19 protein-coding genes and 1 riboswitch are annotated in these 26,281 nt (G+C 57.2%); of the genes, 12 read left to right on the forward strand and 7 right to left on the reverse strand.

Annotated elements, in window-relative coordinates:
- Complete coding sequence (locus RX972_RS17995; RefSeq protein ID WP_316877531.1) at positions 1–3,531, reverse strand: toxin VasX; 3,531 nt, start codon at positions 3,529–3,531, stop codon at positions 1–3.
- 337 nt (positions 3,532–3,868) lie between these two features.
- On the opposite strand from RX972_RS17995, the gene RX972_RS18000 reads away from it, so the two are divergent.
- Genes RX972_RS18000 through RX972_RS18030 form a run of 7 tightly spaced genes read left to right on the forward strand, consistent with a single transcriptional unit; the run spans position 3,869 to position 11,989 of the window.
- Positions 3,869–5,626, forward strand: a complete 1,758-nt coding sequence (locus tag RX972_RS18000; RefSeq protein ID WP_027901194.1) for a carbamoyltransferase — start codon at positions 3,869–3,871, stop codon at positions 5,624–5,626.
- Complete coding sequence (locus tag RX972_RS18005; RefSeq protein ID WP_316877532.1) at positions 5,610–6,740, forward strand: glycosyltransferase; 1,131 nt, start codon at positions 5,610–5,612, stop codon at positions 6,738–6,740. Before RX972_RS18000 ends, RX972_RS18005 begins: the two co-directional genes overlap by 17 nt.
- Positions 6,740–7,636 carry an antimicrobial resistance protein Mig-14 gene (locus RX972_RS18010; RefSeq protein WP_316877533.1) on the forward strand — a complete coding sequence of 299 codons (897 nt, stop codon included), beginning with the start codon at positions 6,740–6,742 and terminating at the stop codon, positions 7,634–7,636. The genes RX972_RS18005 and RX972_RS18010 overlap by 1 nt, the downstream gene beginning before the upstream one ends.
- Positions 7,633–9,042 carry a PIG-L deacetylase family protein gene (locus tag RX972_RS18015; protein ID WP_316877542.1) on the forward strand — a complete coding sequence of 470 codons (1,410 nt, stop codon included), beginning with the start codon at positions 7,633–7,635 and terminating at the stop codon, positions 9,040–9,042. Before RX972_RS18010 ends, RX972_RS18015 begins: the two co-directional genes overlap by 4 nt.
- 30 nt (positions 9,043–9,072) lie before the next feature.
- Positions 9,073–10,029: a glycosyltransferase gene (locus RX972_RS18020; RefSeq protein ID WP_316877534.1), complete on the forward strand. Its 957-nt coding sequence runs from the start codon at positions 9,073–9,075 to the stop codon at positions 10,027–10,029.
- Between the two features lie 33 nt (positions 10,030–10,062).
- Positions 10,063–10,836 carry a hypothetical protein gene (locus RX972_RS18025; protein WP_099267736.1) on the forward strand — a complete coding sequence of 258 codons (774 nt, stop codon included), beginning with the start codon at positions 10,063–10,065 and terminating at the stop codon, positions 10,834–10,836.
- Positions 10,826–11,989, forward strand: coding sequence for an O-antigen ligase domain-containing protein (locus RX972_RS18030; RefSeq protein ID WP_316877535.1), 1,164 nt, complete (start codon positions 10,826–10,828; stop codon positions 11,987–11,989). Before RX972_RS18025 ends, RX972_RS18030 begins: the two co-directional genes overlap by 11 nt.
- Positions 11,990–12,051: 62 nt before the next feature.
- Here RX972_RS18030 and RX972_RS18035 read toward each other — a convergent pair whose 3' ends face one another.
- Positions 12,052–12,690 carry a toluene tolerance protein gene (locus RX972_RS18035; protein WP_316877536.1) on the reverse strand — a complete coding sequence of 213 codons (639 nt, stop codon included), beginning with the start codon at positions 12,688–12,690 and terminating at the stop codon, positions 12,052–12,054.
- 116 nt (positions 12,691–12,806) lie between these two features.
- Between RX972_RS18035 and msbA the strand changes: the two genes are divergently transcribed.
- Both msbA and hldE read left to right on the forward strand, forming a co-directional pair.
- Positions 12,807–14,609, forward strand: a complete 1,803-nt coding sequence (msbA, locus tag RX972_RS18040; RefSeq protein WP_316877537.1) for a lipid A export permease/ATP-binding protein MsbA — start codon at positions 12,807–12,809, stop codon at positions 14,607–14,609.
- A 225-nt stretch (positions 14,610–14,834) separates the two neighbouring features.
- Entirely contained in the window at positions 14,835–16,256 is a 1,422-nt protein-coding gene (gene hldE, locus RX972_RS18045; protein ID WP_099267740.1) for a bifunctional D-glycero-beta-D-manno-heptose-7-phosphate kinase/D-glycero-beta-D-manno-heptose 1-phosphate adenylyltransferase HldE, read from the forward strand.
- Positions 16,257–16,425: 169 nt separating this feature from the next.
- Here hldE and RX972_RS18050 read toward each other — a convergent pair whose 3' ends face one another.
- The 4 genes from RX972_RS18050 to RX972_RS18065 are packed head-to-tail and all read right to left on the reverse strand — an operon-like array spanning position 16,426 to position 19,788.
- Positions 16,426–17,382 carry a metal ABC transporter ATPase gene (locus tag RX972_RS18050; RefSeq protein ID WP_316877538.1) on the reverse strand — a complete coding sequence of 319 codons (957 nt, stop codon included), beginning with the start codon at positions 17,380–17,382 and terminating at the stop codon, positions 16,426–16,428.
- A 36-nt stretch (positions 17,383–17,418) separates the two neighbouring features.
- Complete coding sequence (locus tag RX972_RS18055; protein WP_099267742.1) at positions 17,419–18,234, reverse strand: aldo/keto reductase; 816 nt, start codon at positions 18,232–18,234, stop codon at positions 17,419–17,421.
- Positions 18,231–19,406, reverse strand: a complete 1,176-nt coding sequence (locus tag RX972_RS18060) for an NAD(P)/FAD-dependent oxidoreductase (RefSeq protein ID WP_231671050.1) — start codon at positions 19,404–19,406, stop codon at positions 18,231–18,233. Before RX972_RS18060 ends, RX972_RS18055 begins: the two co-directional genes overlap by 4 nt.
- Before the next feature lie 49 nt (positions 19,407–19,455).
- Positions 19,456–19,788, reverse strand: coding sequence for a DMT family transporter (locus tag RX972_RS18065; RefSeq protein ID WP_231675684.1), 333 nt, complete (start codon positions 19,786–19,788; stop codon positions 19,456–19,458).
- Positions 19,789–19,883: 95 nt separating this feature from the next.
- On the opposite strand from RX972_RS18065, the gene RX972_RS18070 reads away from it, so the two are divergent.
- Together RX972_RS18070 and waaA are read left to right on the forward strand one after the other, a co-directional pair.
- Positions 19,884–20,768, forward strand: coding sequence for a LysR family transcriptional regulator (locus RX972_RS18070; RefSeq protein WP_316877539.1), 885 nt, complete (start codon positions 19,884–19,886; stop codon positions 20,766–20,768).
- A gap of 14 nt (positions 20,769–20,782) precedes the next feature.
- Positions 20,783–22,057, forward strand: coding sequence for a lipid IV(A) 3-deoxy-D-manno-octulosonic acid transferase (gene waaA / locus RX972_RS18075; protein ID WP_316877540.1), 1,275 nt, complete (start codon positions 20,783–20,785; stop codon positions 22,055–22,057).
- Between the two features lie 357 nt (positions 22,058–22,414).
- Here the strand turns inward: waaA and RX972_RS18080 are convergent, their stop codons facing one another.
- On the reverse strand, positions 22,415–23,854 hold the full coding sequence (locus RX972_RS18080; RefSeq protein WP_122707351.1) for a TolC family outer membrane protein: 1,440 nt from the start codon (positions 23,852–23,854) through the stop codon (positions 22,415–22,417).
- A gap of 156 nt (positions 23,855–24,010) precedes the next feature.
- Positions 24,011–24,115, forward strand: a riboswitch (TPP riboswitch).
- A 169-nt stretch (positions 24,116–24,284) separates the two neighbouring features.
- Between RX972_RS18080 and thiC the strand changes: the two genes are divergently transcribed.
- A complete protein-coding gene (gene thiC / locus RX972_RS18085; RefSeq protein WP_316877541.1) occupies positions 24,285–26,174 on the forward strand; it encodes a phosphomethylpyrimidine synthase ThiC in 1,890 nt (629 codons plus the stop codon).
- Positions 26,175–26,281: the final 107 nt, after the last annotated feature.

Below are 26,281 nucleotides of genomic sequence, written 5' to 3' on the forward strand. Positions count from 1 at the left end.
TTAGTCTTGCGCCTTGGGTAGGGATGCCGGGTTGATGTTGAAGTGAGGGCATTGCTCGCCCAGATGCTCAAGGTCAATGGCGGGGAAGTCGCCATTTTCTCCTGTAACCGGAACGCGCAAGTCGTACAGGTTAGCTTCGTAGAGTCCTTCCGGTGTCCTATGGCCCAGTTGAATCGACAGCACCAGATCACAGCGTCCCGGGATGGGCGAAGTTATTAGCCCGCTAATGTCATTCAGTCGCAGGATCAGCGGCGAGACCTGATGGAGTTGCAGGGTTTCTTGAAGGTTCTCTTTCAAGGGCGTCCATTGTTCCGGGCTGTGATCTCGGCCGAACTGGGCGCGGACGACCTGATATCCACCGATGTTCAGCAAAACGCTGCTGGCGTAACCGCCAATCGGTTGCGCCAGATCCGCAGTGGACAACGTAGGAAAGTGCAGTAGAAAGAGTCTAGGTTGAGGGTTATTCGGATCATCGCTGGACGGAACAATCTGCATACGCGGGGCCTGAACATGGCCGCGAAATTCTTTTTGATAGTCGCTTAGAGGGAGCGATCGACGTTGGTCGTCATCCTTGCTCCAGGGCGTGCTGAGCAACCAGCGGTCATGGCGGCTGAGATTGTTACGGTTGTAAAACCAACTGCCGGACAGCTCCAGTGCAGTAAACAGAATACCCGCCACGTTAAACCGTAAAAACACGGTCGAAAGCCTGCTACCTGCTGCTGCCCAAGCAGCGAGCCGGGCCGGGGAGTTACGAGCGGTCGCGAGAACGTGCTTGAAGGCAATACCTGTCTGAGCCGCGCCATAGCTATTGGTGCTGAGAAAACCACTGTTGCCCAGCATGCTGACCGCTGCGCCGGTTTGCGCATCGCTGTTGCCATTGCGGACAGCATCCGACCAGTTTTTGTGGGAGCTATTCAAACTCATTGCGGCAGCGGCTATTCCGGCGAAGTATCCGACCATGCCAAGACCAATGTGCAGTTTCCCCATCTGCACGTGTATGCCCATCAGTTCCGCTTTCTTCAGGTCTTTCGCCAGTTCCGCTGCGTGAGCACTCAAAGCCGTATCGGCAATACCCTGCGCTGCGCCAAATCCTGCAGCGCCGGTTGCTGCCAATGAGTTCAAGAATGGAGCTATATCTTTGGAGCTCTTCGATTCTGAGAGCGTCTCTTGTCTCACCTGCACAAAATTCACCACCTGCGCCACAAACACCAACAACCCGGCCCCATCCCCCAGCAACCCGGCCTTCGGCGCAACCGTCACCCCGCGCCGATAGTTATCCAGCACGGTTTTAACCTCTTGATGCTGCTGCGCCGGAAACACTAGCGCCAACCCTGGCTTGCCCGATGAGGCCGGTTGAAGATGTGTCGTGTCCGAAGGCAGGTCGGCCAGTGGACTCATGGCTTTGGCCAGTTGCTCCTCCAGGCCACGTAACCGTTGCTGGGTGGCTTGTCGGGAGAGCTTGAGGTTCTCGGCAGCGGTACTGGTGTGCCAGAGAGCATGTCTGGCTCGGGATTGTTGTGCTTCGTTGTTCAGATAGCGCAGGTATTTGCGCTCTTTTTGTACCGCTTTGACGGTCTCGCCTAATGCCTTCAGATCTTCGGCACTGGCGATCTGGAAGGCGACGTTCTCTTGTCGTGCTGCGTCGAGGATGGTGACGCCCGTAGCCTTGGGCAGGCTGCGAAACAGGGCATCCATGCCGGGCAACTGGCCTTTGTCCATCTGCTGCAAAAACGCCTGCAAGGCCTGCTGGATGCCCATGTGCAAAGCTGGAGCAAGGGTGCCCCAGGCGGCTGCGATGTTGACTTGTGTGCTCGACGATAGCCGTTTGGTGTTGAGTAAAACCCCGGCCCCCCATTGCTGGAGACGCTCCAGCGAATCGGGGGCCTCTTTTATCAGCAACCAGCCCGCATTGATGAAGTAGGAAAACTGCACGCCCAGTTCTGTTTGCGCGCTCAGAGGCGCGGCGTAGAACAGTGGGCGGGTCATGGCCGGGTTGAGGTTGAGCCAGAGGAGGACCTTGTCGAGCGCGTAGTCGCTACGGCAGATGTCTTTCAGGCAGGCGTATTCGGTGATTGCGGCGTGGTCAACCTGCTCATTGTCCTCAACGTCGTAGTACCAGATGGCCCGATGCAGGCGGTTTTTGATCAGCAGTTCGACGCGGTCGTGGGTGATCTTCTCCAGTAGTTCATTGAGTGGCTGCAGGACTTCGCGTTGCTTCTTGAGAAAGGCATCCATGCGCGGGCGGTCGATCAGGTCATTGATGCCGCGTTGACCGAATTTTGCGCCATGGAGCAGTTCCTTCGTGCGCTTGTCCATCTGGCGATAGAGTCGCCAGAGAGGCTGGCGATGTCGGGCAATAAATGCGGAACTGGTGTCAGTGAAGCGTTGCTCAAGGTAATACTGCTGAAGGGCTTGCAGCCGGGTTCCATGCCCGGCATAAATGTTCGCCGGATCAGTGCTGGGCGGTATCAGTTCGAGTCTGGCTTTCAGGTCTGCGGGTAACCCCGGGTCTTCCACGCGTGGCGCGGGATGCTTGCTGTTGTCCTCAGTCATCACTTCCAGCAGGGTTTTACGCGTATCACTGCGCTCGGGTTCTGCCAGTAATTCGAGATCATCCAAAAGCGCCTGGAGCGCCGGATCAGCTTCGGCCCGCTCGCTGAGACCGGCTGCGTTGATCTGAGTGAGCGATTCGATGTAGCAGCCCAGCAAGTAGTCGCGCTCGACCTCGCCCTGCTGGCTCAGCGCCCACTCTCCGATCTGGTCGACCACCTGATCCTGATACTGCGCCAGATCACGCATCACACCGACGTCATCCCTAACCGCCAGAAACAGGAAGTCACGCTTATGAGGGGTGGTGATCTGGCTGGTGAATTCTTCAAGAATGGTCTGTCGATACAGCGGTGTGTGTTCCCAGGCGTAGGGAATCTTCGTCGAAGTGTCGTCCGGTCTGTCCGCCCAACTGCCGCTGCTTTCCGCCAGCCACACGGCCATTTTACGGTCGTCGAACAGATCCTTGGCATCGCCGCGCTGAATATTTTCGAAACTGACGCGCTGCATGAAGTATTCACGCTCGGTGGAAACCTTCATCACCTGCGCGCATTTGAAGGTCGTCCACTGCACCTCGGAAAAAGAGACGTGCAGAACGCTGCAGCGAGAGAACGCCAGCGCTGGATCAGCTTCGATCACGTCAGCGCGACGATCCTTGGTGACGTGATCGCCTTTGAACAACAGTGCGGTCACGGAGCCATTGGTTATCTGATACTCATGTAACAGGCCGGTGGCGCTGTCGATGATGTACAGATAGCCGTCCCGCAACAGACGAAACCCCAAAGGCAAGGCCTGCAGTTTGTAAGGCATGGCGATTTCGATGGACGGATCTAGGTCCTCCACCAGGCCATAACGCACGGGTAACAGTTGCAGGGTCTGACTCATCAGCGGACAAAATCCGCCAGCATCGGGCGCCTCGGCGGGTTTGGCCCTGGCGACCATATTGGCCATGTGGCCACGCGGCGTTATGTGAGGATTTGTCATGCAGGCTCCTGCCTTGGGCTGGCGAGTAGAGGCCAGGATCCAGATGGCGGAGCGCGTAATCTCAAGCCCGACCCTGAGCGAGGAGCGGGAGAGTGGCTGATGAGCGGCGAGCGCTCAATGCACGCAAAGCGGTTTAGGAAAGGCCCTACGCAAAGTGTCGTAGATTCATACTTCTGCTAACCAGGCCATGGCTTGCCCCGGTTTTACTCGGGGCAAGCAAATCCCTTTGTCATTACGCTATAATCCCGCCCTTTAGCTGTTCCTCGCCCCGCTGCGAGGGCACATATTTTTCTCAGGCGCATGCCGCCTGCATGCAGACTAAAGAGGCTAGACCCCAGTGGCATTGACGATTCTTGGCCTGTCCGGCGCCCTTAGCCATGATCCTTCCGCGGCGCTGTACATCGACGGCAAGCTGGTGGCAGCGGCTGAAGAAGAGCGCTTCGTTCGCGATAAACATGCAAAGAACCGCATGCCCTACGAGTCGGCGAAGTTCTGCCTTGAGCAGGCGGGCATCAAGCCATCGGATGTCGATGTGGTGGCGATTCCGTTCGCGCCGATCAGCTTGTTCGGCAAAGCTCGCTGGCACTACGCCAAGCGTTACTGGTATGCCCCGGACCGTGCGCTTGATGCACTGCTGATGGGCAACCGTCGCTACAAGCGCTATCGCAACAAGATCGTCTGGTGTCTTGAGCAACTGGGCTTCGATCCGAAGAAGATCAAGATCGAGCCGGTTGAGCACCACCTGGCTCACGCCTCCAGCGCCTACCATTGCTCCGGTTTCAAAGAGAAAACCGCGATCCTCGGTATTGATGGCAAGGGTGAGTACGCCACCACGTTCTTTGGCTATGGCGAGAACGGCAAGATCCACAAGATCAAGGAGTTCTTCGACCCGGACTCCCTGGGCGGCCTGTATGGCGCGATCACTGAATTCCTCGGCTTCGAGATGCTCGACGGCGAATTCAAGGTGATGGGCATGGCGCCGTATGGCGATGCCAGCAAATATGATTTCTCGCGTCTGGCGACTTTCGAAAATGGCGAACTGGTGATCAACACCGAGCTGGCCAACGTCATTGGCCTGCGCCGCTATAAAGAGAAGGGCAAGGGTTTCTACTTCTCGCCTAAGCTGATCGAGTGGCTGGGGCCGAAGCGCGAAGGCGACATTGCTGACGAGCCTTACATCCACTACGCCGCGAGCATGCAAGCGCTGTTCGAGAAGCTGGCGTTGCAGATGATGGATCACTATCTGGGTGACATCCTCAAGGAAACCGGCAAGATCGCGTTTGCAGGCGGCTGTGCGCTGAACGTCAAGCTGAACCAGAAAATCATTGCCCGCCCGGAAGTCAAAGAGCTGTTCGTGCAGCCGGCTTCGGGTGATGCGGGCACTGCGGTGGGTGCGGCGGCTTATGTTTCCCACGCCCGTGGTGTGCCGGTCGAGAAGATGGAACACGTCTACCTCGGTCCGTCTTACACCAACGAAGATGTGATCGCGGCCTGCGCTCGCCACCCGAGCAAGCCGGTCTGGCGTCAGATCGAAAACACTCCAGAGCGCATCGCGCAGATCATGGTCGCGGGCAACCCAGTGGCCTGGTTCCAGGGGCGTATGGAGTTTGGCCCGCGCGCATTGGGTGGGCGTTCGATCATCGGCTGCCCGAGCGTTGCTGGCGTTGCCGATCGCATCAACCATCAGATCAAGTTCCGTGAGCGCTGGAGGCCTTTCTGCCCGTCGATGCTCGACACCGTTGCGCCACAGATGATCAAGATCGATCACCCGGCGCCGTTCATGACCTTCACTTTTGAAGTGGCTGAAGAGTGGAAGACCCGCGTGCCGGAAGTCGTTCACGAAGACGGGACTTCACGTGCCCAGGTCCTGAAGCGCGAATACAACCCGCGTTACTACGACATGATGAAGGCGCTGGAAAACCTTACCGGTAATGGCGTGTCGCTGAACACCTCGCTTAACCGTCGCGGTGAACCAATGATCTGTTCGCCTACTGATGCCTTGAACATGTTCTTCGGCTCGGACCTTGAATACCTGATCATGGAAGACATTCTGGTGGTCAAAGACGGCGTGGAAACCTATGACACGCTCGGCTGAGCGCCATGTGCTGCAGTTTTGTCACGGTTATGACGGTCCGTTTCTGGACTGTGCGCGGCAATATGCAAGTCTGTTCGTAGGCAAGGGATACCGCGTTACTACGGTATTCCTGACCGGTGCAGCTGATTCCGGGGTTGCAGCCGGTTGTGCGTCCGATGAAGTGTTGTTCATGGAGTACAGCTCGTCGGCCATTCGCGGCCTGAAGCTGGGTGCCATCCGTGATCTGCGCAAAATCGTTGCTTCGCGCAATTTCAGCTTCTGTATCGCGCACCGCTTCAAGCCGGTGTACATCGCAATGTTGGCGACGCGTTTGCCGGTCATTGGCGTACACCACGCATTTGCTGACTATCGACGTCGCGGTCGCAAACTCTTCGCTCACCTGTTTCGCAGGCGCTTGAGCCTGCTGGGTGTGTCTGATGCTGTCCGCGATGACATACGCAAGAGTCTGCCAAAGTGGCCGACGGGCCGTATTCAAACCCTTTACAACCGCGTCGATATCGATCACCTGCAAGCCAGCCAGTTTTCCGCCGATCAGGCGCGTGTCGAGCTGGGTTTGTCTCCATCGGCATGGATCGTCGGCAATGTCGGGCGGCTGCATCCGGACAAGGATCAAGCGAGTTTACTGCGTGGTTTTGCCAAAGCTTTGCCAGGCTTGCCGCAGAATAGCGAACTGGTGATTCTGGGTAAGGGGTCGCTTGAGCACAAACTCAAGGCGCTGGCGCTTGAGTTAGGCATCGGCTCACAGGTTCTGTTTCTGGGTCAGGTGCCACAGGCCAGTCTCTACTACAAAGCGTTCGATGTTTTTGCTCTGAGTTCTGATCACGAGCCTTTCGGGATGGTGCTGCTCGAAGCCATGGTCGCAGGTGTGCCTTTGTTGGCGACTTCCTGCGGCGGAGCGAAGGAAGTGGTTGAAGGTGTGGGCGTGCTGTTCCCCCTGGGCGACACCGAACGTCTTGCTCACGGGCTGATTCATTTGGCCGGCCTTGATGCCGGGCAGCGTCGCGAATGTGCAGAACTGATGTTGTTGCGTTTACGCGAGCGCTTTTCTGATCAGGCCGTACGTGACGTTTTCTGGCGTCTGCCCCAGGTCACCAGTCTGGTTGCGGAGTCTTGATGCTCAATAGATTTCAAGGCTGGCGCGAGCGTGGCTGGACCTCGATAGATGCCGCTGACTACCAGCGTGCATGGGGTCGTTATGGCGGTAGCGTGGCCACTCATCCACTGGTGGTCGAGCGCCTTGCCGGTCTTGCGCAAATTCCGGTGCGTTATCTTGGCTGGGAGCAGGACGGGGAGATCAAGGCTGCAATCCCTGCGTGGGGTCGTTCGCTGGCCTTGTCCAAGGACGTGCTGAAAAGCCATGGCAAGAAAGGGCTGTTTGATCTGGGCAACGCTGAATTGATATTGCCCATTGCCGCAGACGTTCAGGTGTCTGTTCGTCATCGTGGACGCTATTTTTCAGCGCTCAATGAAGGGCGCATCAGTACCCTCAAGCCTCAGGCCGAATCCCTGGCCATGGCCCGCACGCCAGAGGAGCTTTCGAAGAAGTTTCGCTACAACCAGCGTCGTGAACTGCGTCTGCTTGAAGAGGCTGGCGGTATCGTGCGCCCCGTGACGGACTTCACCAGCGCTGAACTGGCGCGCATGTATTGCGACCTGTTCCAGCGCCGTTGGGGCTTTCCTGCTACCGGTGCCGAGCGCATGGCCGAGGTGATCGAGTTGCTGCGCGAGCTGTTGATCGGCTCCGTGGTATTTCTCAACGACGCGCCGATTGCCATTCAACTGGTGTATCGCGTGGAGGCGCCAGAGTGGATCAGCGTTGAGTACATCAACGGTGGCGTCGACCCCGAGACCCGTGATTTCAGTCCTGGCAGCGTACTGAGCTTTCTTAACACGCAAAGTGCCTGGGAAGATGCCCGTCATCTGGGCAAGCCTTTACGCTTTTCATTCGGGCGTGCAGACCGCGAGTATAAGGATCGTTGGTGCAACCCCGTGCCGGTGTTCCAGATTTGAGCCGCAAGCAGGCCTTGCTCAAGCGCCATCGCCGTAACAAGCGTGTGGCGCTGCTGATCGGGCTGCTTTTATTGATTGTCGTGGGTGTTCTGGTTGCCTGGTGGTTGCCACTGCTCCTGGCTGTTATAGGCTGGATCGCCCATGAAGCCTGGTTTGCCGATCATCTGTTTTACTCCCCGAAAGACGATTACCTGTACAACTTTCCGCCTGAGGCGGAGGTAATGGGTATCACGCTTCAGGGCGGCAGGCTGATCTTGCAAGCGCCTTTGGATCTGAGCGGTGATGAAACGCTCATTTTGGCTCTTGATATCAGAAGCTCATGGCTTGGGTGTTTTTTTGACCCCCGCATTGAGCTGTTCGGGACAGATGTAGCTGATCATCAGGCTTTCGAGCGAGGCGTAAGCGGTTTGCGCTATCTCAACTTGACCGGACTTGGCAGAGCGCTGGTCGATGGCTCATTGCGCATGAGAGGTCGGTTCGCCACTGTAAGAGGGCAGCCGCGTCTGTGGGGGTTCCGTCAGCCAGATGCTCGCCAGCAGCGGATCATGGTTATCGCACCTCATGCCGACGACGCCGAGCTGGCGGCCTTTGGTTTGTACAGCCAGGCGGCCGACACCTGGATTGTTACGCTGACGGCGGGCGAAATCGAAGCTGAGCACTACCAGCAAATGGGAATGGACAAAGCCGAGGCTTCGCGCATCAAGGGCCGACTTCGGGCCTGGGACAGTATTGCCGTCCCTCGGTGGGGCGGTGTGCCCGAGAGTCAGTGTGTACAGCTCGGTTATTTCTGTTTGCAGTTGCCTGCGATGCGGGCTGCGCCGGATCAGCCCATTGCTTCCCGTGAAGCCGAGCTCTCTGATACACGGATATTTCGTCAGTTCAACGCCATGAAGTTGCCCGGCGATGCCGATGGCGCGCCAACCTGGAACAACCTGCTGGCCGATATGCGGGCGCTGCTTTTGCAGGCCCGACCGCAGGTGTTGGTGATGCCTCACCCGGCCATTGATCCTCATCCGGATCATATCTGCGCCCAGGCCGCAGTTCTTGAAGCGCTTGAAGGTCTTGAGTGGCAGCCCGAAGTGATTCTGGGGTATGCCAATCATCTGCATGACAACGATCGCTGGCCGATGGGCAATGCTTATAATGGTGTCAGTTTGCCGCCCGTCTTCGATGCCGACTTGCAAATGATCCCTTACAGCCTTGAACTGTCGGTTGATCAGCAACGTGACAAAGCCATGGCGCTGGGCATGATGCACGACCTGCAACCTCCGATGCCGCTCAAAAGGCGTGTGCGTCGCTGGTTGCAAAGCGTGTTGGCAGGAAGACGCTGGCCGGCTGAAGGCGAAAACGAATTCTTTAGAAAAGCCGTTCGCCGACATGAGCTGTTCTGGCGCAGAGACCTCTGATCAGTAGCCTGCGGCACTGCAAGGACAAAAATGAAAGTTTTACTTCTGGTTCAGAAAGAGCAACGAGCCATTCTGGATCGTTTGTATGAAGGAATCGCCGCCCATTGCGAATGCGATATTCGCTGGCTGACTTCCGGGGAACAACGCAATCTGCGCAGTTATTTTCGTCGCGAAGTAGAGGTCACTCAATACGACCGTATTGTGTTCTTTCTGCGTTTCAAACATGAGATCCGCCAGGTCGGCTTTATTCGCACGATCCCTAATCTGGTGATCCTCGAACACGACGCTTATCAGAATTACATCGCCTGCAAGTACACCGGCAAGTTCAGCGCTCACTATCGGAAGTTGCCTTGGGTCAGGGTCATGAGCTCTGGTTTCAAGGTTGCTCAACGCTTGCGCGATGAAGGTTTTGATGCGGTATTTGTCCCCAAAGGTTATGACCAGACCCTGCTCCAGTGGCGTGATCGCGAGCGCGATATCGAACTGGCCTTTGTCGGCAGCACCAACAGTGTGGCTTACAGTGGCCGCAAGACGTTGCTGGACGAACTGGGGCGTGTGGAAAAGCTGGTAGTGACCCGTACCAAGTCAGGCGAAGAGTATTGTGAAACCCTTAACCGGATTCGCTTTTTCGTCAGTGCCGATGTGGGTATGGGCGAATACATGATCAAGAACTTCGAGGCCATGGCCTGCGGTTGTGTGTTGCTCGCCTACGATCAAGGCGCTGAAGAGAATCGCGCGCTGGGCTTCGTCGACATGCACAACATTGTGTTTTACAGCGACATCCCACAACTTCAGGAAAAACTGCGACAACTAAGGGGCAACCCCGCGCTTGCGGATGAAATTTCGCGCAATGGGCAGACATTGGTTGAACAACGCTTTACATTCCACGCGCTAGGGAAGGCCATTGTTGAAGAAATGCGTCCGCCATTGCGTTCTATGCCAGCCATGAGCTGGTGGGACCGGTTGAGGTCCAGAGTGGGGCTGTGATCGCCTTTTGAAAATTTCAATGATTGAGTAAAGATGATGGTGTTCAGCGAAAGCAGTGATATCACACTGGTGGTGACCAGTTGTGGCCGGTTTGATTTGTTGAAGCAGACGCTTGAGACATTTGATCGCTTCAATACTGCGCCAATACGTCATGTTCTGATTACCGAAGACTCGGGCGATGCCCAGGTTGAACGCTGTATCCCCGAGCACTGGCGCCCCTTCACCCGTTTTATTATCAACAATCCCAAGCTTGGCCAGATGCGCTCGGTGGATGCAGCCTATGAGCTGATCGAGACATCCTGGGTGTTCCATTGCGAGGATGACTGGGATTTCTATCGTCCTTGTTTCATCGAAGAATCAATGACCTTGCTTGAAAACGACCCGCAGGCGCTGCAGGTCTGGCTCCGCAGTTTCAATCATGACTTGCAGGTTCACAGCCCCTACGTGTACCTCAACGAGCGTGAAGTCGTTCAGGGTATCCCGTTCTACAAGTTGGGCTCGCACAAGCCTGAGTGGCAGGGGTTCTCTTTCAACCCTGGGCTGCGTCGTCTGGCCGATTATAAAGTGCATGCCCCTTACGCCTCTCATGGTGGCGAGAAAAAGCTGTCAGGACTTTATGCGGCAGAAAACCGTTACGCGTTGATTCTGGAAAATGATGCCGTGCTGCATACCGGTTTCGGAAATCACGTCGAAGTACCTCAAGAGCGTGTGGACAAAAAGCGGCGTAAGCGCCGTGATCGCATAAAGTTGGTGGCAACACTTGTTTTGGGTCTGCTCATAGGTTGGGTAATCAGTAATGTTGTCTGAACAATTCGGGATAAACCCTAAAGTCGCGGCTTATTTCAGCGGTACGCTAGTCCTCTTTCTACTGAGCTTCATTTTTTGGGACTCAGCCAAGTTCACCAACAACCTGTTCTATGCGCTGATTGCTCTTCCAGGTCTGGTTTTTCTGATTATCAATCGTGGTGCTGGCCTGTTTGCTGATCGCCTTGGCTGGCTCTGGCTGGCATTCATTCTTTGCTTTCTGGTACCTGCTGTTTATGCAGGGGACTTCCAGTTTTACAAGCACATCGCCTACGTCGCCTTGTTTGTTTTTGTACTGGCAGGGTTGGTGAATGTCGACTTTTTCAACAGTGGCTTGTTTGCGCGTAGCCAGTTCTGGGTCGTTTTGCTGTACATCCTGCTGTCGGGAATCTTCGGCTGGATGACAGGTAAGTTCCAGATTGGCCATCGTGTAGACATACTTCCTGCGCGTATGGACAACGTTATCTACGCCAGCATCTGGCTGTTCTGTGCACTGGGGCTGGTATTGCCGGTCTTGCAGAAACAAAGGCGCTGGGTGGAAGCGGCGGCTGCAGTCGTTCTGTCGTTGTTCATTGTGTCTTTTGTTGTACAGACCCGCACTGCCCTGGTGGGCGCAGCGTTTCTGGGCGGTCTGTGGGCTTTGCATGCGATGCGCCATCATCAGAAGCAAGGCCTCCTCGCAGTGATCGGTCTGGCGCTGCTGGCTTCATTGTTCATGTGGCTGGTGAAGGACGAGGCCTGGGCGAAGTTGCTGTTGGAAAGGGGCGATTCCCATCGAACCGAACTGCTGCAGATCATGCTCGGCGAATGGGCTAATTGCGGTTGGCTGAAGGGCTGCGGGATTGATTTCCACACCACGCAAACGCTCACCGGTGGCATGCCGATCCAGCACCCTCACAACATCTTCGTTGCGATGGGCTTGTACACTGGGGCCGTATCGCTGCTGTTGTTTGTCGCTGTAATGGCGCTGACGCTCTGGTACGCGTGGCGCATGCGTAGCGCGTGGGGCGTCTTTCTGGCGAGTGCATTGGTCATGCTCAACTTTGATGGCAGCAAGCTGATAGGCAACCCCGATGAACTTTGGGTGTTGGTGCTGTTTCCCGCCGTTATGGTCTACGCCCGGATCGTGCGTGAACGCAGGCTGAAACCGCTGTAACGGATACAAAAAAATGGCCCTTGGGGGCCATTTTTAATGTGTGGACTATTGCAAACCTGCGGTCAGCTCATTGCCTGAGTCAGCTCTTTTGCCGCGCAAAGACTTTGGGCGGCCAGATAGCCGTTGAAGAAGGCCTGATTGTTCTGACCGAGCAACCACTTGCGGTCTTCGCTGTAACGCAGCATGTGTTTGAAGTTACGCAGACGCAGGCTTTTACGGAGGGGGCCGCGAAAGGTTTTCATATCTGCTATGTCGATCAGGCCCAACGTGCGTTGCGGCGTCAGTATCACGTTGCCCAGATGAGCTGACCGGAAGTAGATGCCTTTCTCATGCAGTTCGGCAATGAAGCGCCCCAGCTCTGCGCGAAGCTCGTCACCACTGTCGGGTTCCCGCATGATCTGGCGTAACGTTTGCCCTTCCAGAGGGGCGTAATGCACTGCATCGCGCTGGATCTTTGCAATTCTGAATACGCTTATTACCTTCGGGCAGGGGATGGCACGCTCAGCGAGAGTCACGCAGTTGTCTGCGAAGCGTCGTGCATAAGGGTACCAGGCTGCCGAGCTGACCAGTCGCTTGCGACGAAACAGCTTCAACATTGATCCATCGGTCAATCGCAGGACTTTATTACCCGAATGATCGGCCTCGAGGACTTCAGCTCCCTCGGTCAAGGCAAGGTAATGTGCATGATCAAGCGCTTGCATCGATACTCCGGTTTCTTTGCCCTAGGGCTTGGACAGCCGCCTATCTTACCGCAGCAAGCCTTGGCAAAATGCGCTTGTGATACAATTCCGCCTCTTTTTATGCATGACGGATTCTCATGACATCCTCCGAATCGTCCAGCCAGTCAAGCCTGAAAATATACTTGCGCTTGTTGTCCTATGTGCGTCCGTACATAGGGATATTCCTGCTCAGTATCATCGGCTTTGTCATGTTTGCCTCGACCCAGCCTATGCTGGCCGGCATCCTCAAGTACTTCGTTGATGGTCTCAGCAATCCTGAGGCGGTGCTGTTTCCCCATGTACCGTATCTGCGCGACCTGCAATTGCTTCAGGCTGTGCCACTGATCATTGTGCTGATTGCCGCCTGGCAAGGCCTGGGCTCCTATCTGGGTAACTACTTTCTGGCGAGAGTCTCTCTGGGACTGGTTCATGACCTGCGAGTAGAGCTTTTCAACAAACTGTTGGTGTTGCCTAACCGTTATTTCGATACCCACAACTCGGGACATCTGATTTCGCGGATCACGTTTAACGTAACGATGGTGACGGGCGCGGCCACTGATGCGATCAAGGTGGTTATTCGCGAAGGGCTTACGGTTGTATTCCTGTTTATCTATCTGCTGTGGATGAACTGGCAACTGACGCTGGTCATGTTGGCGATCCTGCCGGTGATCGCGGTGATGGTCAGCAGCGCCAGCAAGAAATTTCGTAAGCAAAGCAAGAAAATTCAGGTAGCCATGGGCGATGTGACCCACGTGGCCTCCGAGACTATTCAAGGCTATCGCGTCGTGCGTAGCTTCGGCGGTGAACGGTACGAAGAGGCCCGTTTTGCCGGGGCCAGCGCCGACAACACCAAGAAGCAACTGCGCATGACCAAAACCGGCGCGATCTACACGCCAATGCTGCAGTTGGTCATTTATTCGGCCATGGCTGTGCTGATGTTCCTGGTGCTTTATCTGCGCGGCGATGCTACTGCGGGTGACCTGGTTGCTTACATCACGGCAGCGGGCTTGCTGCCCAAGCCTATTCGTCAGCTGTCTGAAGTCAGCTCAACGGTTCAAAAGGGTATTGCAGGCGCAGAAAGCATCTTCGAGCAGCTTGATGTAGCCCCGGAATTTGACAGCGGTACTGTTGAGCGTGATCGGGTCAGTGGGCGTCTTGAGGTCAGGAATCTCAGCTTCACCTACCCGGGTACAGAACGGAAGGTTCTGGATGACATCAGTTTCTCTGTAGCGCCAGGGCAGATGGTCGCACTCGTTGGTCGTTCGGGTAGCGGCAAGTCGACGCTTGCCAGCCTGTTGCCGCGTTTCTACCAACACAGCATTGGGCAGATTCTGCTTGATGAGGTTGAAATCAGTGATTACCGACTGCGTAACCTGCGCCGCCATATCTCTCAGGTAACGCAGAGCGTTACGCTGTTCAACGATACTGTCGCCAATAACATTGCCTATGGTGATCTGGCGGGTGCACCTCGTGCGGACATCGAGAAGGCGGCAGCCGACGCCTACGCCAAGGAATTTATCGATCAACTCCCGCAAGGTCTGGACACTCAGGTTGGGGAAAACGGCGTTCTGCTTTCCGGCGGTCAGCGTCAGCGTCTGGCAATTGCCCGGGCGCTGCTCAAGAATGCTCCTGTTCTGATCCTCGATGAGGCTACCTCGGCACTGGACACCGAGTCCGAGCGGCATATCCAGGCTGCGCTGGATCACGCCATGCAAGGGCGCACGACCCTCGTGATTGCGCACCGGTTGTCGACCATTGAAAAAGCGGACCAGATTCTGGTGATGGACGCTGGACGTATCGTCGAGCGTGGCACGCACGCGCAGTTGCTGGCGCAAAATGGCTACTACTCGCGTCTGCATGCGCTGGGGCTCGATGAGCCTGCGCCGGTTGGCGCGATCTGACCAGTCAGGATGATGTGGTGGCGAATTGTGGGGGCGAATTCATTCGCGAAGAGGTCGGTACCTCATAGGTATTGGCAACTGATCCATCGCTTTCGCGAATGAATTCGCTCCCACACAGCCTGTACAGATCACCGCGTTCGCAATTCTCAATGTTGCGCAATCCCAAGCCTTCGTAAACCCTGTGCTAAGATTCCGCCCCTGTTCATTCTAGTTACGGGTTGTTCGATGAAGTTGTCCATGCCGCGTTTCGATCAAGCACCAGTCTTGGTAGTGGGCGATGTCATGCTCGACCGCTATTGGCATGGCGGTACCTCAAGGATTTCGCCAGAGGCGCCCGTGCCTGTGGTCAAGGTTGAGCAAATCGAGGACCGTCCAGGCGGAGCCGCGAACGTCGCGTTGAACATTGCCGCGCTGGGAGCTCCAGCTTCGCTGGTCGGTGTGACCGGTGAAGACGAAGCTGCTGAAAGCCTTTCCAACAGCTTGAAGGCTGCGGGTGTTCTCGCACGCTTCCAGCGCATTTCCCATCAGCCGACCATCGTCAAACTGCGGGTCATGAGTCGCCATCAGCAGCTGCTGCGGATCGATTTCGAAGAGCCGTTTGCCACCGATGCCGAAGCGTTGAGTGCTGAAGTAGAAGGCTTGCTCGACGGCATCAAAGTGCTGGTCCTGTCCGATTACGGTAAAGGCGCGCTGAAGAATCATCAGGCGCTGATCAAGGTGGCCCGTGACCGTAATATTCCGGTGCTGGCTGATCCCAAGGGCAAGGACTTCGCGATTTATCGTGGCGCGAGTCTGATTACGCCGAACCTCAGCGAATTTGAAGCTATTGTCGGCCATTGTCTGGATGAGGCCGAACTGGTCGCAAAGGGCGCGCAGTTGATGAGCGAGCTGGACTTGGGCGCGCTGCTGGTTACCCGTGGCGAACACGGCATGACCTTGTTGCGGCCCGATCATCCTGCTCTGCATTTACCGGCTCGTGCCCGTGAAGTATTTGATGTGACCGGTGCTGGCGATACCGTTATTTCAACGCTGGCGGCCGCGATTGCTGCGGGCGAAGACCTGCCCCACGCCGTGGCGCTGGCGAATCTGGCTGCTGGCATTGTGGTTGGCAAGCTGGGGACCGCGGCCATCAGCGCGCCTGAGCTGCGCCGTGCGATTCAGCGCGAGGAAGGCTCCGAGCGCGGTGTACTGGGCCTTGAGCAACTGCTGTTGGCCATCGACGACGCCCGGGCACACAACGAGAAGATCGTTTTCACCAATGGTTGCTTCGATATCCTGCATGCCGGTCATGTGACGTATCTGGAACAAGCGCGCGCTCAAGGTGATCGACTGATTGTCGCGGTCAACGATGACGCGTCGGTGAGTCGTCTGAAGGGGCCGGGTCGTCCGATCAACAGTGTCGACCGGCGTATGGCAGTGCTTGCCGGACTTGGCGCAGTGGATTGGGTGATCAGCTTTTCTGAAGGTACTCCGGAAAACCTGCTCGCCCACGTCAAGCCTGATGTGCTGGTCAAAGGCGGCGATTACGGCATCGATCAGGTCGTCGGCGCTGATATCGTCCAGGCTTATGGCGGTGAAGTTCGGGTCCTGGGGCTGGTTGAGAACAGCTCGACCACTGCGATTGTCGAGAAAATCCGCGGGCAGTGAAGTGATCCGCTCTTGAGTTGTGAACGCTTACTGTGGGAGCCGGGCTTGCCCGCGATACATGAGACGCAGCCAGAAGACATAACGCGTTATCGTTTATCGTCGGAATGCCGCCCAGATCAGGCCCGGCTCCCACATTCAGACCGTATTCCAATGCCACATAGGTTGCGCTTCAGCTTTTAAACGTCACCAGCTTCAACAACTGCCGTGCCTTGCCCGTCAGGCGTTTGAGTCCGGTCTTCTTCGGAGGCGGCGTCATCCCTTGCTGGTGTAGCCAGTCCTTCCAGCGAATCCGCTCGTCACGTACTACCCAGCCTTCCTGCGCAGCAAAACTTTCAGCTAGATAAAGACCGCGGGTTCCGGCCGGTGTCAGCTTGTCGCGCTTCAACGTGTAAAGCTCTGGCAGCGGCACGCCATTTTCCAGTGGCATCAGGTACAGATCAGGCTTGCTGCGATTGAGGCGAGCGACCAGTTGGTCTTTTTCCAGGCACTCGTCCACATGGAAAAGGCTCAGGGGCCGCGCTTCCTTGGGGACTTCCAGACGCATGTCATAAATGAGCTGCAGCGATGCGGTGGGCAAGTGTACGTAAGCTCTAGGCCGCTCGATCAGCGTCATGCTCCCGCAACGTACAGGCCGTGCGGCACCGGATAGCGGGCTGAGACGAAACGGCATGGCTTCGCGGTAATGCAGCGCCGCGGCGTAGGGTGCGGGTAGCCAGATATCGTTGAAGCGCCCGCTCAGCCAGCCTTGGGGCGTTTCAATCAGGCACTCTTCGGCCACTTCCTGAATGGCGGTGTGCAGCGGCAGATTCAGCTCATGAGCCGGGACGTAACCCGAGATCAGCTTCAACACCACATCGCCACGATCCTGGCGGCGCTGGCGAACCAGCACCCAGTAATCGCGGTTTTGCCAGTTCAATGTCAGGCGCACCGAAACCCCGAGATTGGCCAGCTCCGTGGAGAACCGCTCAGTGTCGACGACTTCTATTTTGCGGCGTCGCTGCAAGGTCTGGGTGAAATTGAGCGGCATCCCGATACTTTGGTAACTCAGGCCTTCGGGGGTGGCTTCGACAAATAACGGCAGGGTTTTGAAGTTGCTTGGATTCTTCCGAATCAAAGTTCGCGGCATATCGGCTCCTTCTTGCGTTGGGGTCGGCCGCCTACATCAGGCTGGACGGCGAATCACGGCAGCGGCTGTCGCTACGTTATGGACCAGATGCATCGGGTTTATTGTCCCGACAATAGCACTGGCAACACCCGGATGGGCAAACAGCAATTCGAAACTGGCTTGCACCGCATCAACGCCAGGTCTCAGGCAGACATGACCACTCGCGAGCGCTTTTTTGACCAGAATGGCCTTGCCGTGGGCAGCAGCGTAGTCGAGCACTGGCTTTTCGCCCTGCTCGGAGAGGTTGTAAGTGACCATCGCGCAGTCGCCGTCGCGCAATGCCAGCAGGCCCCCTTCGACGGTTTTGCCGGAAAAGCCGAAGCCGCGAATCTTGCCTTCGCGCTTGAGGTCAGCCAGGGTTTGGTAGACCTCCGTGTCGTTAAGAATCGCCAGGTCGTTGCCGTCGGAATGCACGAGTACCAGATCGATAAAATCGGTTTCCAGACGTTTCAGGCTGCGCTCTATTGAGGTCCGAGTGTGCCCGGCGCTGAAGTCGTGGCTCGATTCACCGCTTTCGAACTCCTCACCGACCTTGCTGACAATTACCCAGTCCTGCCGCTGACCACGCAACAACGGGCCGAGGCGTTCTTCACTGGTGCCGTAGGCGGGGGCGGTGTCGATCAGGTTGATGCCCATGTCCCGGGCCATCTTGAGCAGCATTTGCGCTTGTTGATCGTCAGGGATGGTGAAACCATTGGGGTATTTGACGCCTTGATCACGGCCCAGTTTTACCGTGCCAAGACCCAGCGGCGATACGCTGATACCGGTGCTGCCCAGCGGGCGATGCAGTTCGTGAAGGGTCTTTACGCTCATGGCAGCAGTTGATCCCAGACAGGTATGGCCAACGGTGGTTTGGGCAGATCGCTTAGCGATGGCTGCGGCGTCGGGTGGATTTCGTCGAGGGACAGTGCTGCCATCACTCGGTCAGAAAAGTCCGGGGCCAGGGCTAGCTTTGTCGGCCAGCCCACCATCAGGCGATTCTGCACACTGAGAAATGCGTTATCAGGACGGACCAGTCCGGATTGCGCCGGTTCTGCTCGATCAACCCGCAACGTCGCCCACTCGACTTCACTGAGATCAATCCAGGGCAGCAAAGTGCCCAGTTCTTTTTTCACCGCAGCGATTTGCTGTGCAGGATCACGGGCCACGCCATCGGCCTCGGCCACATCACCCCCCACGTACCATACCCATTGACCGTTGGCGGCTGGATGAGTCGTCACAGTCAACCGCGGCTTTGGTCCGCCGCCCAGACAGTGAGCGTAAAGGGGCTTCAGGCTCGCGCCCTTGGCGAACACCATGTGCAAGGGGCGACGTTGCATGGCGGGTTGCGCCACGCCAAGCTTTTTCAGCAGATCAGCGTTGCCTGCACCGGCGCATAGCACTACGCGCTGAGCGAAAATATCCCGCCCGTCGACGCGCATGCCCACCAACTCCTGACCTTCAAGCAACGGTTCCAGCTCCTGACCGGCCAGCAGGCTGCCGTCGGCCAGTTCAGCCAGTCGCTCGATCAGGCTTGGCACATCAATGACCAGTTCAGCCAGGCGATAAACCTTGCCCTTGAATTTCGGGTTTTGCAGGGCGGGCGGAAGATCCGTGCCTTTGACTTGATCGACACGGCCGCGCACGGCCTTGCTGGCAAAGAAGCTGGTGAGGTTGCCCGCCAGGGTGCCGGGCGACCAGAGGTAATGGGCCTGGGAGAGTACACGTACGCCGCTGAGGTCTAGCTCGCCGGTACCGGCCAACGCTTCACGCCAGCGGCGCGGCATGTCAGCGATTGCTTCCGATGCACCTGACAGCGCGCCATGCAGGGCGTATTTGGCACCGCCGTGGATGATCCCCTGGGATTTGAGGCTTTGCCCCCCGCCGAGGCTGGCGTTTTCGATCAGGACAGTCGAGTACCCCTGGCCGCGCAGTCGGGCATTGAGCCAGAGGCCAGCAACGCCGGCACCGACGATCAGGACGTCAGTGGAAATTACGGAAGGCATGAACACCTCTGTGGCCGAAAGAATGCGGCCATTATAGAGGAACGCGTTTTCAATGCCCGGCGGTTTTCGAAAACAACTGAATCACGACGACGCCCAGAACGATCATGCCCATGCCAAGCATGGCGGGAATGTCGAGTTTCTGCCCGTAGATGAAGTACGCAGCGACACTGACCATGACAATCCCCATGCCCGCCCAGACGGCATAGGCGACTCCCACCGGAATCGTGCGGACCACCAGAATCAGCATCCAGAAGGCGATGGCGTAGCCGCAGATCACCAGCAGTAACGGGATTGGCGTGCTCAAGCCTTTGACGGCTTTCATGGAAATGGTGCCGATGACTTCAGCGCATATGGCGATGGCCAGCAGGTAGTAGGCAGACATAACGGTAACTCCTCTTCATATGTCGGACATTCTTCGCCACCGGTGAGATGGGGTAAAGTCATTACCTATCGGTATTAGAGATAGGTCGCCAAACCATGCAGTGGAATCTTGAGCAAATGCGCCTGTTCGTCAGTGTGGCTGAGCAGCGTTCGTTTTCTGCGGTAGCGCGGGATATGCGCAGAGCGCAGTCGGCCGTCAGTAGTGCAATCGCCATGCTGGAGTCTGACTTGGGTGTGAGCCTGTTCGAGCGCAGCAGTGGTCGTCAGCCCCGTTTGACCGAGGCGGGTGCCGCATTACTTGAAGAGGCCCGTGAGTTGCTGCGCCAATGCGAGCGTATCGACGGGCGTGCGCTGGCACTGATGCGCGGCCAGGAGGCGCAGTTGCGCGTTGCCCATGACGAAGCCATGCCTTATCAGCCCGTGCTCGACAGCCTGGAGGCGCTCTCTGAGCGCTTTCCGACCCTTGAAGTTCAGCTGGCCAGCGGCGCGCAGGGCGACGTCGCACGCAAATTGCTGGAGCGGCGGGCTGATCTGGGGTTGCTGTTTCATCACGAGCAGATGCCCACCGAATTGGAGCGCAGAGGGCTGGGCGGGGTGGAAATGGTTACCGTGTGCGCGGTGGATCATCCACTGGCTCGGGAGGGGCGCGTCACCCGGCAACAACTGGCGCGGCATCGGCAATTATTGATTGCTCCGCAACAAAGCGGTTATCCCGGTGGTGAGCAGTTGAGCCCGCAGGTCTGGCGGGCCGACAGCTTTTATGTGATGGCCGAGCTGTTGATGCGCGGCCTGGGTTGGGCCTGGCTGCCCCGACACGTGGTGCAGTATCCAACCTATCAGCATCAGATGATCGAACTGCTCAGCGAGTGGACGCCGCCACCCTTGGTGGTGGAAATGGTCTGGCGACGTGACGAGCCCCTGGGCCCGGTTGCGCAGTGGCTGTCAGAAAGTTTTGCCCGGCATTTGCGGGCCATTGGCTGATAAACTCCGCGCCCATGAATAGAACCTTATATACCTTGCTGTTTCATATCGGCCTGCCATTGGTGGCCGTTCGACTGTGGCTGCGAGCACGCAAGGCACCGGCCTATCGCCAGCGAATCGGTGAGCGTTTCGCTCTGGGCTTGCCAGCCATGCAGCCGGGCGGCATCTGGGTGCATGCGGTGTCGGTGGGCGAAAGCATTGCTGCTGCGCCGATGATTCGTGCGCTGCTCGCCGCTTATCCACAGCTGCCGATCACGATCACCTGCATGACGCCCACCGGTTCGGAGCGGATCAAGGCCATGTTTGCCAACGAGCCGCGCATTCAGCATTGCTACCTGCCTTATGACTTGCCATGGGCAGCGGGTCGCTTTCTTGATCATGTGCGACCAGTGCTTGGCGTGATCATGGAGACCGAGCTATGGCCTAACCATATTCATCAGTGTGCCAAGCGCGGCATCCCGGTTGCTTTGGCCAATGCGCGGCTGTCCGAGCGCTCGGCGCGGGGTTATGCACGGTTTGCCAAATTGACCCGGCCGATGCTGGAAGAGATGAGCTGGTTCGCGGTGCAGACCGAGACTGAAGCGCAGCGTTTTCGGGATTTGGGTGCACGTCCTGAATGCGTGGCCGTCACCGGTTCGATCAAGTTTGACCTGACGATTGATCCACAATTGCTGACCCATGCCGCGCAGTTACGCGAAGAATGGCAGGCGACTGAGCGCCCTGTCTGGATCGCGGCCAGCACCCATGCGGGTGAGGATGAAATTGTTCTGGCGGCTCATCGGCAATTGCTGAGCAGCCATCCCGATGCACTGCTGGTTTTGGTGCCACGCCATCCGGAGCGTTTTAACAGCGTGCATGATCTTGTCGTGCAGCAAGGTTTTGCGACGGTGCGTCGCTCATCCGGTCAGCCAGTGACAGCGCAGACTTCGGTGCTGGTAGGCGACACCATGGGCGAACTTCTGTTTCTCTATGCCTTGGCCGACATTGCTTTTGTGGGTGGCAGTCTGGTGCCCAATGGTGGTCACAACCTGCTGGAGCCTGCCGCGTTGGCCAAGCCTGTTTTGAGCGGCCCGCACCTGTTCAATTTCCTCGAGATCGCCGCCATGTTGCGCAATGCCGAGGCGTTGATCGAATGCCGCGATGCGGCGAGTCTTTCGGCCGCTGTACAGCAACTGTTCGACCAGCCGCAAAAGGCGCGCGATATGGCACAAGCAGGGTTGGCGGTGATGAAGGCCAATCAAGGCGCGTTACAGCGATTGCTGTATGGGCTTGGAAGGTTGGTTAAATGAAGTTTTGTCTGTGATGCATTTTTCCGTGGGACCGGCTTTAGCTGGGAAGGCGGTATTTCTGACGACCCGTTATCAGTGACTGTTCCTGCCTCTTCCCGGCTAAAGCCGGTCCCACGGCATCGCGATGGATTTGAGGCTGGCGCAAACTCTGTGGGAGCGAATTTATTCGCGAATTCGGTATTTCAATTGATACAAAGGCTGCGGATGTACTGGCCCCTTCGCGAATAAATTCGCTCCCACAGGGATTTGAGCTAGCAGGCATAGAATCTCTCACAGAGACCGCGCTTTCCCGGCCGGTCCTGCAGGATCGCGCCTGCAGGCAGACACAGATCCTCCGCAGGGTTTGCAAGAAGCGTTTTAACGCTGCGGCGGTCTTTCGAAATTTTTCTTCGCGGCCGCGGCAAGATCCGGCGGCAAGAAGTCTTTGTCCGGGTTGTAGTCGGCTTTCAGGTAGCGTGACAAATCCTGCAAGTCGCCAGGATTCAACGTTCCCGCCGCTTGCTTCAAGCGCAGGTTGTCGAGGATGTAGTCATAGCGGGTGTTGTTGTAATCGCGCACCGAGGCGTACAACTGGCGCTGGGCATCCAGAACGTCGACGATGTTGCGAGTTCCCACCTGATAGCCGATTTCCGTGGCTTCCAATGCGCTCTGGTTAGAGATGATTGACTGCTTGCGAGCCTGAACCTGCTCCACATCGGTATTCACGGCGCGGTGCAGGTTGCGGGTGTTCTCCACCACCTGGCGACGCAAACCTTCGCGACGTTGCTCACTCTGGCTCAGTCTTGAATACGCTTCTCGAACTTGCGAGCTGGTCAGGCCACCGCTGTAGATCGGGATATTCAGCTGCACACCAATGCTGCGCTGCTCCACGTCGCCACGGTAATTCTGCCCCGTGTAGTTCGGATTGCTGAAGCCCAGCGCATCGTTATCGCCGCGCTTGTATTGAGCCACCGCATCAAGGGTCGGAGCGTGCCCGGCCTTGCGCTGACGCAAGGTTTCTTCTGCGGCGTTAACTGCGTAATTGCTGGCCAGCAGGTTGAGGTTCTGCTGCGCGGCCGTATCAACCCAGGCTTTCGCGTCGTTGGGCATTGGCGCCAGAATCGGCAACGTGTGGACGATCCCCTCAATGGAGTTGTACTCACGATTGGTCAACGTCACCAAGGCCTGAAAAGCGTCATCCACCTGACGTTTGGCAACGATCCGGCTGGCCCGGGCAGTGTCATAGCTCGCCTGAGCCTGCAACACGTCGGTCTTGTCGGAAAGCCCAACGTCGAAGCGCTCATTGGCTTGATCCAGTTGGCGTTTGAAGGCTGCTTCTTCTGCTTTGGTCGAGGCCAAATTATCCTGGGCGCGCAGCACGGTGAAGTAACTTTGCGCGCTCTGCAGAATCAGGTTCTGCTCGGTGGCTGAGAGTTCGAGCGCTGCCTGTTCATCGACTGCTTCGGCAGCCTGCAACTGGAACCAGCGGTCTGCACGGAAAATCGGTTGGCTCAGCGTCGCCTGATACACCGTGCCGCTGCGGGTGGCAATGGCGTTGGGTTGGTCGATGCTTGTGCGGGTATTGTTGACGTCGGCACCGGCAGACAGGTTCGGCAGCAGGCCTGCACGGGCCTGCGGTACAACTTCCTTGCGAGCGGCATAATCGGCGCGTGCTGCTGCAAGATCGGCGTTGTTGTCGACAGCTTCCTGGTAAACACTGACCAGCCCGGTTTTGGTCGGCAGCGGCAAGTCGGCTGCCCAGGCAATCGAACTGCAGGCACATGACACGGCAATGGCCAATGAAAGTTTGTGCAGCATGGGGCGTTCCCTGTTCATGATTATGGTGCCAGTCCGATTCGAAGAGGCTGGCTTGCGAGTGTAGAGGCTGGGGGCCGTGGCAACAATCAGGCAGGCCATTTATCCAGCGTTTGAAAACGCGCTTGGCGTTCCGGGCTCGTCGCGACTAGACTGGCGACGTTCTTGTCGGGGTGCCTTGCTTTGAGGCTGAGATCGGTTAAACCGGATCCCGTTGAACCTGATCAGGTTAGCGCCTGCGTAGGGAACAAGATTTCTCGTCTCCCGGCGAGTCCTCTTGAGTGTCGTCCGGGGTCGATGGTTCATTTCTGAAAGCCTTGAAATGAATCAACACTCTCCGCTCGATACTCAGCACCAGTCTTGGTGCGTCTTTCCGTCTTCAGGTTCGCTCCGACAATTAATCCGCCGCTGGATGATGTCTGGAGAGCCCGTGATGAGTACAAATCCAAAAAATGCCGCCAACCTGAGTGAGTCCGCACAAGTCGACTCTGGATCGGTGCAGCCGTTTACCCGCTCGCAAAAAATCTATGTTCAGGGCTCTCGCCCGGACATCCGCGTGCCCATGCGCGAAATCCATCTTGATGTCACACCGACCGATTTTGGCGGCGAGATCAATGCGCCGGTTACGGTGTATGACACGTCGGGTCCTTACACTGACCCGAACGTCGTTATTGATGTGCGCAAAGGCCTGGCCGATGTGCGTTCGCCGTGGATCGACGCGCGCAACGACACCGAGCGTCTCGACGGCCTGACGTCGAACTTCGGCCAGCAGCGACTGGCCGATGCCGAGCTGACCCGTCTGCGTTTCGCCCACGTACGCAACCCTCGTCGAGCCAAGGCCGGGGCCAACGTGAGCCAGATGCATTACGCGCGTCAGGGCATCATCACGGCGGAGATGGAATACGTCGCCATCCGCGAAAATATGAAGCTGCAAGAAGCCCGTGCTGCCGGTCTGCTCACTCAGCAACACGCCGGGCATAGCTTCGGCGCGAACATCCCCAAAGAAATCACCGCTGAGTTCGTGCGCGAAGAAATCGCTCGCGGTCGCGCAATCATCCCGGCCAACATCAACCACACCGAGCTGGAGCCGATGATCATTGGCCGCAACTTCCTGGTGAAGATCAACGGCAACATCGGCAACAGCGCGCTGGGTTCTTCCATCGAAGAGGAAGTCGCAAAACTGACCTGGGGTATTCGCTGGGGCTCGGACACGGTCATGGACTTGTCCACGGGCAAACACATTCACGAAACCCGTGAGTGGATCATCCGTAACTCGCCAGTGCCGATCGGTACGGTGCCGATCTATCAGGCGCTGGAAAAAGTTGGCGGCGCCGCCGAAGACCTGACGTGGGAGCTGTTCCGTGACACGCTGATCGAGCAGGCGGAGCAGGGCGTCGATTACTTCACGATTCACGCCGGTGTATTGCTGCGCTACGTGCCACTGACGGCCAAACGCGTCACCGGTATCGTCAGCCGTGGCGGCTCGATCATGGCCAAGTGGTGCCTGGCGCACCACAAAGAGAACTTCCTCTACACGCACTTTGAAGACATCTGCGAAATCATGAAAGCCTACGACGTCAGCTTCTCGCTGGGCGATGGCTTGCGTCCGGGATCAATTGCCGATGCCAACGACGCCGCGCAATTCGGTGAGCTGGAAACTCTGGGTGAACTGACCAAAATCGCCTGGAAGCACGACGTGCAGACCATGATCGAAGGCCCGGGCCATGTGCCGATGCAGTTGATCAAAGAGAACATGGACAAGCAGCTTGAGTGCTGTGATGAAGCGCCGTTCTACACCCTCGGCCCGCTGACCACGGATATTGCGCCGGGTTACGACCACATCACCTCCGGGATCGGGGCAGCGATGATCGGCTGGTTCGGTTGTGCGATGCTTTGTTACGTCACGCCCAAAGAGCACTTGGGCCTGCCGAACAAGGATGACGTGAAGACCGGGATCATCACGTACAAGATCGCGGCGCATGCGGCTGACCTTGCCAAGGGCCATCCGGGCGCGCAGATCCGTGATAACGCCCTGAGCAAGGCGCGTTTTGAATTCCGCTGGGAAGACCAGTTCAACCTTGGTCTGGACCCGGACACCGCACGTTCGTATCACGACGAAACCTTGCCAAAAGACTCCGCCAAGGTCGCGCATTTCTGCTCCATGTGCGGGCCGAAATTCTGCTCGATGAAAATCACTCAGGAAGTTCGCGAGTACGCGGCTAACCAGAAGATTGAAGCCATTGACCTGGACGTCGCCCAAGGGCTGGCGGAACAGGCCGAGCGCTTCAAGCAGGAAGGCAGCCAGCTTTACAAAAAAGTGTGATTTGAAATAGATCTGCTTGGCGGTGCTCTCCTGTGGGAGATTCTATGGTTGTGATCAAGCCATAACCCACCCTTTGGGTTGATATTCGCTCTGATTTTTCATCAGGG

The organism is Pseudomonas syringae group sp. J309-1, assembly GCF_032582135.1.
Taxonomy (GTDB): domain Bacteria; phylum Pseudomonadota; class Gammaproteobacteria; order Pseudomonadales; family Pseudomonadaceae; genus Aquipseudomonas; species Aquipseudomonas quasicaspiana.